Source organism: Homoserinimonas sp. (assembly GCF_056262345.1).
Genome location: NZ_JBACFR010000033.1, coordinates 1 through 10,534, shown reverse-complemented (window position 1 = coordinate 10,534; position 10,534 = coordinate 1). Strand labels below are relative to the sequence as shown.

The 10,534-nt window shown below is 64.5% G+C and carries 12 protein-coding genes; 9 read left to right on the top strand and 3 right to left on the bottom strand.

Annotated elements, in window-relative coordinates; all coding sequences use genetic code 11:
• Window positions 1–146: 146 nt before the first annotated feature.
• Complete coding sequence (locus AC062T_RS01590) at window positions 147–815, bottom strand: response regulator transcription factor (protein WP_108514992.1); 669 nt, start codon at window positions 813–815, stop codon at window positions 147–149.
• Between the two features lie 99 nt (window positions 816–914).
• Here AC062T_RS01590 and AC062T_RS01585 point away from each other — a divergent pair, with 99 nt between their 5' ends.
• The 5 genes from AC062T_RS01585 to AC062T_RS01565 all read left to right on the top strand — a co-directional run bounded on the left by AC062T_RS01585 (window position 915) and on the right by AC062T_RS01565 (window position 5,133).
• Window positions 915–1,208, top strand: coding sequence for a hypothetical protein (locus AC062T_RS01585; RefSeq protein WP_476026761.1), 294 nt, complete (start codon window positions 915–917; stop codon window positions 1,206–1,208).
• A 162-nt stretch (window positions 1,209–1,370) separates the two neighbouring features.
• Window positions 1,371–2,075, top strand: a complete 705-nt coding sequence (locus AC062T_RS01580) for a nitrobindin family protein (RefSeq protein ID WP_476026759.1) — start codon at window positions 1,371–1,373, stop codon at window positions 2,073–2,075.
• Window positions 2,065–3,216 carry a CAF17-like 4Fe-4S cluster assembly/insertion protein YgfZ gene (gene ygfZ, locus AC062T_RS01575; RefSeq protein ID WP_476026757.1) on the top strand — a complete coding sequence of 384 codons (1,152 nt, stop codon included), beginning with the start codon at window positions 2,065–2,067 and terminating at the stop codon, window positions 3,214–3,216. Before AC062T_RS01580 ends, ygfZ begins: the two co-directional genes overlap by 11 nt.
• A complete protein-coding gene (locus AC062T_RS01570) occupies window positions 3,213–4,325 on the top strand; it encodes an FUSC family protein (RefSeq protein WP_476026755.1) in 1,113 nt (370 codons plus the stop codon). The genes ygfZ and AC062T_RS01570 overlap by 4 nt, the downstream gene beginning before the upstream one ends.
• Window positions 4,326–4,389: 64 nt before the next feature.
• On the top strand, window positions 4,390–5,133 hold the full coding sequence (locus tag AC062T_RS01565) for a phosphoglyceromutase (protein ID WP_476026753.1): 744 nt from the start codon (window positions 4,390–4,392) through the stop codon (window positions 5,131–5,133).
• A gap of 84 nt (window positions 5,134–5,217) precedes the next feature.
• Here AC062T_RS01565 and phoU read toward each other — a convergent pair whose 3' ends face one another.
• Complete coding sequence (gene phoU / locus AC062T_RS01560) at window positions 5,218–5,871, bottom strand: phosphate signaling complex protein PhoU (protein WP_108515004.1); 654 nt, start codon at window positions 5,869–5,871, stop codon at window positions 5,218–5,220.
• A 177-nt stretch (window positions 5,872–6,048) separates the two neighbouring features.
• Between phoU and AC062T_RS01555 the strand changes: the two genes are divergently transcribed.
• Both AC062T_RS01555 and AC062T_RS01550 read left to right on the top strand, forming a co-directional pair.
• Window positions 6,049–7,299: a sensor histidine kinase gene (locus AC062T_RS01555; RefSeq protein WP_476026751.1), complete on the top strand. Its 1,251-nt coding sequence runs from the start codon at window positions 6,049–6,051 to the stop codon at window positions 7,297–7,299.
• The gene (locus AC062T_RS01550; RefSeq protein WP_476026749.1) at window positions 7,296–7,991 is read left to right on the top strand and encodes a winged helix-turn-helix domain-containing protein; all 696 of its coding nucleotides are present in this window, start codon (window positions 7,296–7,298) and stop codon (window positions 7,989–7,991) included. Before AC062T_RS01555 ends, AC062T_RS01550 begins: the two co-directional genes overlap by 4 nt.
• Before the next feature lie 89 nt (window positions 7,992–8,080).
• On the opposite strand, the gene AC062T_RS01545 is transcribed toward AC062T_RS01550, so the two are convergent.
• A complete protein-coding gene (locus tag AC062T_RS01545) occupies window positions 8,081–8,542 on the bottom strand; it encodes a hypothetical protein (RefSeq protein ID WP_476026747.1) in 462 nt (153 codons plus the stop codon).
• 163 nt (window positions 8,543–8,705) lie between these two features.
• Between AC062T_RS01545 and AC062T_RS01540 the strand changes: the two genes are divergently transcribed.
• Entirely contained in the window at window positions 8,706–9,188 is a 483-nt protein-coding gene (locus tag AC062T_RS01540) for a CarD family transcriptional regulator (protein WP_108515012.1), read from the top strand.
• Window positions 9,189–9,298: 110 nt separating this feature from the next.
• Entirely contained in the window at window positions 9,299–10,486 is a 1,188-nt protein-coding gene (ispD, locus tag AC062T_RS01535) for a 2-C-methyl-D-erythritol 4-phosphate cytidylyltransferase (RefSeq protein WP_476026744.1), read from the top strand.
• Window positions 10,487–10,534 lie beyond the last annotated feature (48 nt).

Sequence of the window (10,534 nt, the reverse complement as noted above, 5' to 3'; positions counted from 1 at the left end):
TGAGGAGAACGGCGGCGGCGGTTTCGTCGATCGAGAGAAGTTCGCGGCGGCCGTCACGCAGCTCCACGAGGCTCTGGTCTGAGAACGGCGGCTGGCCATCCGTTGCCGTTGCGCGGGAGATGAGCCTGTTCAGCCATTCGGGCGTATTAGCGCTCATCGCCGTCGTGCCCTGTGAAGCGGTATCCAACGTTGCGCACGGTGCCGATGAGCGATTCGAGGTCTCCGAGCTTGGCCCTCAGGCGTCGCACGTGCACGTCGACGGTGCGCGTGCCGCCGAAGTAGTCGTAGCCCCAGACCTCGCTGAGCAGCTGTTCTCTGGTGAACACCCGCGACGGGTGGGAGGCGAGAAACCGCAGGAGCTCGAACTCCTTGTAGGTGAGGTCGAGCGGGCGCCCCTGAACCTTGGCCGAATAGCTGGCCTCGTCGATGACGACTCCGGATGCGCTGATCTTGGTGCTGGTCTGTTCTGTTGCCTTGCGGCCGACGGCAAGGCGGATGCGGGTGTCGACCTCGGCGGGTCCTGCATCAACGAGCACGACATCGTCGATTCCCCACTCCGGGTTTACCGCAGCAAGGCCGCCCTCAGTGACGATGAGAACGACGGGAACCTGGGTGCCCGTGTTCGCCAGAATCTTGCACAGGGCCTTGGCGCTGGCCAGATCTTTGCGGGCATCCACAAGCATGAGATCGCAGCTTGGTGGGTTTACGAGTTGCGATGGCGTGGCAGGCAGATGCTTGACGCGGTGGCTCAGCAACCCCAATGCGGGCAGGACTTCGCTGTCGACGGCCGGAGTCAAAATCAACAGCTGCGCCAAGGGTGCCTCCCAAAATTGTGTCGCAAGTCTATCTAGACGACGGCCTATCACTTTTCGCACTGGCAGGTTGGCGTGTGGTGAATGGGGCAGGATGAGTAAATGACCGTTTCTGAACCCGTCGCTCCTTCTCTTCGGAGCGCCACAATCACGATCGGCATCGTGTGGGTTGTTGCGGCGCTGGGGGCGATTCTCGTCTCCCTCTTCGCCCAGCCGGATGCTCGGATGCAGTGGTATCCGATCGTGCTGGCCGTGTGCCTTATTTTGTCGTTCTGCCTGCAGCTCTCCCTCGACAGCAAGGTGGGTTTTGTGAACCGGCTTTCTGTGAGCGTTGGCGGGGCCGTCGCCATTTTGGCGATAGCGACGATCGTTGCCGTCGTCGTACCGTCTGCGTGAGGGTAGAATTCAGGCATGCTCGCACTGGAACTCTTCTTCGTCGGACTCCTCGTCCTCGCCGTTCTGGCCATCGGTGGGGTTGCCGCCGTCGTGCTCTATAACCTTTTTCGCGGTCAGCGCTAAACCGCTGCCCGCACTCTCACCGGCAGGGAGCTGCCTCACATGATCGAAATCGATTCTTCGCTTCCCTCCGAGTTGGTGCCGCTCTCGTGGCTCATCGGAGTCTGGGAGGGCACCGGGGTCATCTCCTATCCCGTCGACGGGCAAGCCCGCGAGTATGAGTTCGGTCAGCGCGTGAGCTTCAGCCACGACGGCACGCCGTTTCTCAACTACAGCTCGACGGCCTGGCTGCTCGAACCATCCGGCGCCGATGCGGCCTCCGACGCCAGCACTGCGGCCGACGCGGATGGCAGCTCGGATGGCAGCGCGGATGGCCGCTCGGATACCGACGCGGCATCCGAGCCTGCAGAACCCCAGATCTTCGCCGCCGAGACCGGCTTCTGGCGCCTCTCTCGTCCGCGCACCGACGCGGACCCCGGCCCCGGCATGCTCCCGGGAGTCGGCCCCGCACCGTTCACCAACGTCAACGCCGTCGAGACGCTGCGCAACGCCGCAGGCGGATTCGACATCGAGGTGTCGATCCTTCACCCCAGCGGTGTGAGCGAGCTCTACCTCGGTCAGGTGGTCGGCCCCCGCATCGACCTCGTCACCGACGCCGTCGTTCGCAGCGCTAATGCCAAAGAACACACGGCATCGACGCGCCTCTACGGGCTCGTCGATGACCACCTGCTGTGGGCGTGGGACATCGTCGCCCTCGGCCAGCCGCTGACCTCGCACGCGTCGGCAAGGCTCGCCCGTGTCCAGTGAGAACCCGGTGAAAGAGGCGGCGGTCTCCGCGTCTCCGTGGCTGGCTCGCTCGGGTGCCGTGGAATCCGACGGCCCGGATGCCGGAGTCGCCGCCCACTACGGAGACCCCGTCCGGGAGCAACGGCAGCTTGCTGCCGGCTCGGCCGTTGTCGATCTTTCCCACCACGGGGTCATCGAGATCGAGGGAGCCGACCGGCTGACGTGGCTCGACTCCATGAGCACGCAGTCTCTGGCCAGGCTCGCCCCCGGAGAGTCGGCCGAGGCACTCATTCTCGACCCCAACGGGCGCATCGAGCACGACATGCGGGTGCTCGACGATGGCGTTTCTCTCTGGCTTCTCGTCGAGGGGTCCGAAGCCGCATCGCTTGCGGCCTGGCTCGACCGCATGCGCTTCATGATGCGGGTCGAGGTCCGTGACCGCAGCAGCGACTTCGCAACGCTCGGCAGCTTCGCCGACGCAGCAACCCTCGCCGGAATGGTGCCCATCGCCAGCCCGCACGGCGTTCCGCTCGTGTGGAGCGACCCATGGCCCGACGTGGTTGCTGGCGGGTGGCAATATGCGCAGGGCGAGCATCCCGGCGCCGAGTTCGCCTATCGCGAGGTTCTCGTCGAGCGATCGGCGCTCGCCGAGTCTGACGCTCCTGCGGCTGGCGTGCTCGCACTCGAAGCACTCCGCGTGGCCGCGTGGCGACCCCGCTTCGCCCGCGAGGTCGACGAGCGCTCGATTCCGCATGAGCTCGATTGGATGCGCTCCGCGGTTCACCTGAACAAAGGCTGCTATCGAGGCCAAGAGACGGTGGCCAAGGTGCACAACCTCGGGCATCCGCCCCGCCGCCTCGTGATGCTTCACCTCGACGGTTCCGACTCGATCCTGCCGCAGGCCGGGGACGAGGTCGTGTTCGGCGACCGTGCTGTTGGAGCCGTGACTTCGGCTGTGCGGCACCACGAGCTGGGCTCCATCGCCCTTGCCGTGGTCAAACGCACCCTCGACTCGACGGCGACTCTCACGGTGCAGACCTCCGATGGGCCCGTTGCGGCGGCGCAAGAGGTGATTGTTCCGGCCAGTGCCGGGGCGACTGTGGCGGCGCCGAGGCTGCCGCGATTGGGTGCTGCCACCCGGCCGAGCCGTCCCGGGGCGTGAGCGCAGCACGCCGCGATGCTTCGGCCCGGCTAGAGAGAAAGCTCAATCGGCGGCTCGATGCAAGGGCTGCCCTCGATCGGGTCAGGGAATCGCTACCCGCAACCGTGCAGATCGTCGTTGCCGCCACCGTCGCGTATTTCATTTCGCACGATCTGCTCGGGCACTCCTCTCCCGCAATTGCCGTCACCGTGACGATCTCCATCCTGGGTTTCTCCCGGGACGCGAGGCCGCGTCGCGTGCTCGATTCGGCCGTGGGAATAACCCTGGGCATTGTGCTCAGCGAGATCGCTCTGCTCGTGATTGGCGTGGGCTGGTGGCAACTGGCCGTCGTGCTCGGAATAACGCTGCTGGTGTCTCGGCTGGTCTCGCCGAGCGCGCCGTTCGCCATTGCCGCAGCGGTTCAGTCCATGCTGGTGCTTCTCATGCCTCCGCCGGAGGGCGGGGTGTTCCTTCGCAGCATCGACGCCGTTGTTGCGGGGGCTGTTGCGCTCACCGTGACGGCATTGATTCCCCGCGACCCGAGGCGCATCGCCGATCGGGACGCCCGGCGCATGGTCTCGGCACTGTTGGAGTCGCTCGATTCTGTGGCCGCGGCGCTGCGAGAGGCCCACGAGCCAGCGGCGAGTCTTGCCCTCGAACGGCTGAGGCGCACGCAAAAACACCTCGACGCGTGGAACGAGTCTCTCGACTCGGCCCTCGCGATCGCTCGGATCTCTCCCTTTCTCAGACGGCATCTTGGCGCTCTGCGCCATCAGGCGCAGGTGCTCGGCGGTCTCGATCTAGCGGCACGCCACCTGCGTGTGATTACGCGTCGCATCAGTTTTCTCGTGCGGGACGGGCTGCAGCGTCCCGTGCTCGCCGAGCTATTCGAGAGCATCCGCGCCGGCATCGACACTCTGGGGCAAAGCCTGCGCAAGCCCGAGCTGGCGACCGACGCGCGCGCCCAGTTCGCGGCGATCATGCCCCTGCTCGACCCGGCCGTCACCCTGCCGGGAGCGGCCTTCAACACATCGATCGTTGTGCACCTGCTGCGGCCACTGCTCGTGGACCTGCTGGTGGCAACCGGCATGCCTGCTGCCGAAGCTCGCGCGCTTCTTCCGCCTGCCTAACCCTCTAATCGCAGGCTTCAGTCACATCTCCGCCGGTAGCATCTCTCGTCGCTAAACTGGCCGCATGACCTACACGCTCATCCTCCTCCGCCATGGCCGCAGCGACTGGAACGAGAAGAATCTCTTCACCGGGTGGGTCGATGTCGACCTCACCGAGGAGGGTCGGGCCGAGGGCCGCCGTGCTGGCGAGCTCATTGCCGCCTCCGGGCTGCTGCCCGACGTGCTCTACACGTCGCGCCTCAAACGAGCCATCCACACCGCCAACCTGGCTCTCGAAACGGCCGACCGCGACTGGATCGACGTCAAGCGTTCATGGCGCCTCAATGAGCGCCACTACGGTGCCCTCCAGGGACTCGACAAGGCTGAGACGCTGGCCAAGTACGGCGAAGAGCAGTTCATGACGTGGCGCCGCAGCTTCGACACTCCGCCGCCCGTGCTCGCCGACGATAGCGAGTTCTCGCAGGTGGGCGACCCCCGCTACGCCGATCTCGGCAACGACGTGCCCCGCACCGAATGCCTCAAAGACGTGATCGAGCGGATGCTGCCCTACTGGGAGTCCGACATCACCAAGGACCTCGCCGCGGGCCGCACGGTTCTGGTCACCGCCCACGGAAACTCACTGCGGGCGCTGGTCAAGCACCTCGACAACATTTCGGATGCTGACATCGCCGGAGTCAACATCCCCACCGGAATCCCGCTCGTCTACGAGCTGGGCGACGACTTTATGCCCGTAACGCCTGGGCAGTACCTTGACCCCGAGGCGGCCGCAGCAGGCGCCGCCGCAGTTGCGGCCCAGGGCAAGAAGTAGGCGAATAGCCGGCAACAACGACAAGGCCCCGCACCGAGAAATCGGATGCGGGGCCTCTGTCGTTTCGCCCGTGGGGGAGCAGACCTAGTCTTCTGTGGGGATCCAGTCGCCCGTCGCCAGGTACTGAACCTTCTTGGCGATCGAGACGGCGTGGTCGGCAAAGCGCTCGTGGTAGCGCGAGGCGAGCGTCGCGTCGACGGTGTCCTCTGCGCCGCCCTTCCACTTCTCGCCGAGAACAGTGTCGAAAACGCTGAGGTGCAAAGCGTCGACCTTGTCGTCGTCATTGCGGATTTCTTCGGCGAGGCGAACATCCTCGGTGCGCAGGAGCTCGGCAAGCTTGCGGGCCATATCAACGTCGAGTCGGCCCATATCGGCGAAGGTCGGCCGAAGCGACTTGGGCACGACCTTTTCGGGGAACCGGTACCGCGCGAGCTGGGCGATGTGTTCGCTCATGTCGCCCATGCGCTCAAGAGAGGCCGAGATGCGGAGGGCGCTGACGACAATGCGCAGGTCGCGGGCAACGGGCTGCTGCCGGGCGAGGATGTTGATGGCCAGCTCGTCGAGGCTCACGGTGAGCTCGTCGATCTTGGTGTCGTCGGCAATGACGCGCTCGGCCAGGGCAACATTCGACTCGTTAAAGGCACTCGTGGCGTTCTCGATCGACGTGGCAACCAGGGTTGCGATCTCGACGAGACGCTCCTGAACTTCCTGGAGTTCCTGCTGAAATACTTCGCGCATCGACTTGTTCCTCAATTCCTTCACAGCTCGGCTCACCCCGCTTGGGCGGCAGACCTCGGCCATCCTGACCCGCTGAGGTTAACGGCCGGTGATCTTTTGATGAACACCACGGCCTGTAGCGCCGAACCTGCAGCGTCCCTGATCGGACGGGCTCGAGATGTAACTAATCTAGTGGTTATGGAACCCAGCGTGCTGGTTGCCTTGGCGTTGGTCTTCGGCGTAGCCGTCGGAGTTGCGCTGGTCAGCCTCGTTCACCATGCCGCCCGACGAGGCGAGCGTGCGGCCATGGTCGTTCGCGGAGGCGTGCCAGATGGTGTCGAGCAAGTGCTCGATGCCCTCGAATCGGCCGGTGTCGTTCTCGACCCCTCCAACAATGTCGTCAAGGCATCGCCCGGCGCTTTGGCCTTCGGGCTCGTGTGGAATCAGTCGCTCGTGCACCCAGAACTCGTGGAGCTCGTCGATAAGGTTCGCCGCAGCGGGGAGCCGCTGTCAGAAGAAGTCCGGCTTGCGCGTGGCCCCTTCGGCGATGCCAACGTCTTTTTGTTCGTGCGCATCGCCCGCATCGGCTCCCGTTTTATTCTGCTTCTCGCGGAGGACCGCACTGAGGCGTACCGGCTCGATGAGGTGCGCCGCGACTTCGTTGCCAACATCAGCCATGAGCTCAAGACCCCTATCGGCGCTGTGGGCCTCCTCGCGGATGCCCTGCAGGCTGCCTCTGATGACCCGGAGCAGGTGCGCCGCTTCGCCAAACGGCTCACAAAAGAGTCAGACCGGCTCGCCCGCATCACGAAAGAGATCATCGAACTGTCGAGGCTTCAGGCTGCGGATGCTCTGGCCAAGCCAGAACTCGTGGAGATCGACGACGTGGTTGCCGCGGCGATCGACCACAACCGCGTTGCCGCCGACAAGCTCGGCATCTCCATCGTGAGCGGCGGAGACAGTGGCGCTCAGGTGTATGGCGACGAGCCCATCCTCGTTGCCGCCCTGCAGAACCTCATCACCAATGCGGTGCAGTATTCGCCCGAGCGCTCCCGAGTCGGCGTGGGCGTGACCAACAGCGACGGCATCGTGGAGATCTCGGTCACGGACCAGGGTGCCGGCATCGCAGAAGAAGACCTGGAGAGGGTGTTCGAGCGTTTCTACCGGGTCGACCCTGCGCGCGCTCGTAATACGGGCGGCACGGGGCTCGGGCTCAGCATCGTCAAGCATGTCGTGCAGAACCACGGCGGCGACGTGCGGGTGTGGTCTCAGGTGGGGCGCGGTTCAACGTTCACCATCCGGCTACCAGAGGCCTCCTCTGCGACCCTCGCTTCGATGTCGGACTCTGCTTCGGCAAACGGGGCACCAGCGCTCGAAGCTCCCGCCCGTCCTGCCCTGGAGGCCGGCGCTTCAGCGCACGTTGACGGCGATGTAAAGGAACCCACGTGACCCGTCTTCTCCTCGTCGAAGACGAGCGTTCTCTCAGCGAGCCACTCGAGTTTCTGCTCAAGCGAGAGGGCTACGAGGTCACGATTGCCGAAGACGGCCCCTCCGCCCTGGCAGCCTTTGATGCGGGCGGCATCGACCTCATTCTGCTCGACCTCATGATTCCGGGGATTTCGGGCACCGAGGTGTGCCGCCGCATTCGTACGACCTCGAGCGTGCCCATCGTCATGCTCACGGCCAAAGACACCGAGCTCGACATCGTGGTTGGCCTTGAACTCGGTGCTGATGACTATGTGACCAAGCCATATTCGACGCGCGAATTGCTCGCGAGGATGCGCGCCGTGCTGCGCCGTCGGGTCGAAACCGTTGAGCAGCCGTTCGACCCCGCGATCGTCGAAGTCGGGCCCGTGAAGATGGATGTTGACCGGCACGTCGTCGAGGTCGCGGGCGCTCCCGTTCCCATGCCGCTCAAGGAGTTCGAGTTGCTCGAGGTTCTGATGCGCAATGCCGGTCGCGTACTGACCAGGGGGCAGCTCATCGACCGCGTGTGGGGTGCCGATTACTTTGGCGACACCAAGACGCTCGACGTGCACATCAAGCGCATTCGCTCCAAGATCGAGAAGGTTCCGTCAGCGCCCGAACTGCTCGTAACGGTGCGGGGTCTCGGCTACCGATTTGAGGATGCTGCAGCGTAGGGGGCTTCCCCTCTAAGGGATTGCACCATCCCGAACGCAACAATGCGCGGCGGAGGCGAACCCCGGCCGGGCATTGTGGTGATCGTGGGTTACGGAACCAGGTCCGCGTACTCGGGCAGCGAGCCGTCGAGTACCGGCACGAGAAGCTGCTTGCCGGTCTCTGAGCCGTACTGAACAAAGATCGGCATGAGGGAGCCTGGCTCGGAGTTGATGCCCTCGAGCAAGAACACCTCGTCGACGCCGAGCTTCTTGATCTGCCCGGCGGCAACGGTCACCTTGGAGTCGGACTTGCCCTCGGTGCTCTCGAACTGGAAGGTGACGGTCACGCGCTCGCTGCCGTTGTTGGCGACGCTCGTGACGAGGTTGCCGTCGACGCCGTTGTCGCTCACGACGATGGCATTGAGAACCTTGACGTCGCCGATCGTGGCGTTGGTGCCATCGCTCGCGTCGTAGTCGTCGGTCGTGGCTTGAGGGGTGATGAAACCGCAGCCTGCCACGAGAAGAGTGATGGCCGCCGACAATGCGACGGAAGCGACGATGCGAGCTCTCACGGGAACCCTCCAGGTGACGAGACGGGGTGACAGGGCCGCGAAATCATCGCTCGCGGCAAGACTCTGTGAGTTTATCCTACGCAGCGGAAGTGCCATCCCATGGAGGCAGGCCGGATTCAGGCCCCCTGTGATAAACTGGTGGTCACGGAATGGAGCTTAACCCATGCTATTCGAGGTCGGCGAAACCGTCGTTTACCCGCACCACGGTGCTGCAACCATCATTGAGGTCAAGAAAAGAATCATCAAGGGCGAGGAAAAACTCTACCTCAAGCTCAACGTGACTCAGGGCGATCTGACCATTGAGGTCCCCGCTGACAACGTCGACCTGGTCGGTGTTCGTGACGTCATCGGCCAAGAGGGCCTCGACAAGGTGTTCGAGGTTCTTCGTGCTCCTTTCACCGAGGAGCCCACTAACTGGTCACGCCGCTACAAGGCCAACCTTGAGAAGCTCGCCTCCGGCGATGTCATCAAGGTGTCTGAGGTCGTTCGCGACCTGTGGCGCCGCGACCAGGACCGCGGACTGTCAGCAGGTGAGAAGCGAATGCTCGCCAAGGCACGTCAGATTTTGGTGTCTGAGCTTGCGCTCGCAGAGAAGACCGACGAAGAGAAGGCCTCTGGCATGCTCGACGACGTTCTAGCCTCCTAAGGCTTCACGCACACAGGGCATCTGCCCCACGAGTTCGGCCCCGGATCGCTTAGCGGTCCGGGGCTTTTCGCGTCACCGGGGCGGCCTGATGCGGAGGTACGCTCGTAGACATGCTTGAACCTCGCACCGCCGTGATAGTCGTAGCCGCAGGAAGCGGAACCCGCCTGGGGCTGGGAATGCCGAAGGCGTTGGTGCAGCTCGCCGGGCAGACCCTCTTGGAACGGGCGCTCGCCTCGGTATTTGCGATGAGCGAGCCCGCTCAGGTCGTTGTCGTCGCCCCCGCAGAGAACGTGGAGCAGGCAGAAGCTCTCGCCAGGGGTATCGCCGGAGTTGCGAGCGAATACCTCAACGTCGTGGCGGGAGGGGCGACGCGGCAGGAATCTGTTCGGGCCGGGCTGGGAGTGCTCCTGGACTCTGTGGATGAGGTTCTGGTCCACGATGCCGCCCGCGCGTTGACTCCGGCGGCGCTATTCGACTCGGTCGTCGCCGCCGTGCGGCAGAGCGGGTCGGGTGTTCTGCCGGTTCTGCCCATCGCCGACACCATCAAAGAGGTAGACGATGCGCGGACGGTGGTGGGCACTCTCGACCGATCACGACTCGCTGCAGCACAGACGCCCCAGGGATTCCCTCGCGCAGAGCTGGTTTCCGCCTACTTCGCCGCTGCGAAGGAGCACACCGACGACGCATCCCTGTTTGCTGCAGCAGGACATCCGGTGATCACGGTGGACGGTGACCAGCGTGCCTTCAAGGTCACGACGGTGTGGGATCTGCGCCGGGCAGAAAGCTACATTGACGACTCTGCGCAGCCAGCGGCAGCATCCGTTCCCGTAGTGCGCACCGGCATCGGTGTGGATGTTCACGCGTTCGACGACGACAGCCCGCTCTGGCTCGGTGGCATCTATTGGCCAGGCCAGCCCGGACTCGCCGGGCACAGCGACGGCGACGCGCTGAGCCACGCTGTCTGCGATGCACTGCTCTCGGCAGCGGGCCTCGGAGACATCGGCGGGCGCTTTGGCACGGCTGATGATCGTTTCGCGGGGGCTCACGGCGACGTCTTCATCGCCGAGACCGTGAGGCTTGTGACCGGATCGGGCTTTGCAATCTCCAACGTTGCCGTGCAAATCATTGCCAACCGGCCCAAGCTTGCGAGCCGTCGGACCGAAATCGAGCAGCGGTTAACGCAGCTGATCGGGGCGCCCGTGAGTGTCTCGGCGACAACATCAGACGGCCTGGGGTTCACGGGCAGGGGAGAGGGCGTTACCGCCATCGCGACCGCTCTCGTGCAGTCGGTCGGGTAGCCTCAGCCTGCCTCGAATAAGCTGGGGTGTATGACCGTGCGCCTCTAC

Coding starts and splice junctions, on each gene's coding strand:
- AC062T_RS01585 (WP_476026761.1), top strand. CDS start 915: ATGACCGTTTCTGAACCCGTCGCTCCTTCTCTTCGGAGCGCCACAATC.
- AC062T_RS01580 (WP_476026759.1), top strand. CDS start 1,371: ATGATCGAAATCGATTCTTCGCTTCCCTCCGAGTTGGTGCCGCTCTCG.
- AC062T_RS01565 (WP_476026753.1), top strand. CDS start 4,390: ATGACCTACACGCTCATCCTCCTCCGCCATGGCCGCAGCGACTGGAAC.
- phoU (WP_108515004.1), bottom strand. CDS start 5,871: ATGCGCGAAGTATTTCAGCAGGAACTCCAGGAAGTTCAGGAGCGTCTC.
- AC062T_RS01555 (WP_476026751.1), top strand. CDS start 6,049: ATGGAACCCAGCGTGCTGGTTGCCTTGGCGTTGGTCTTCGGCGTAGCC.
- AC062T_RS01540 (WP_108515012.1), top strand. CDS start 8,706: ATGCTATTCGAGGTCGGCGAAACCGTCGTTTACCCGCACCACGGTGCT.
- ispD (WP_476026744.1), top strand. CDS start 9,299: ATGCTTGAACCTCGCACCGCCGTGATAGTCGTAGCCGCAGGAAGCGGA.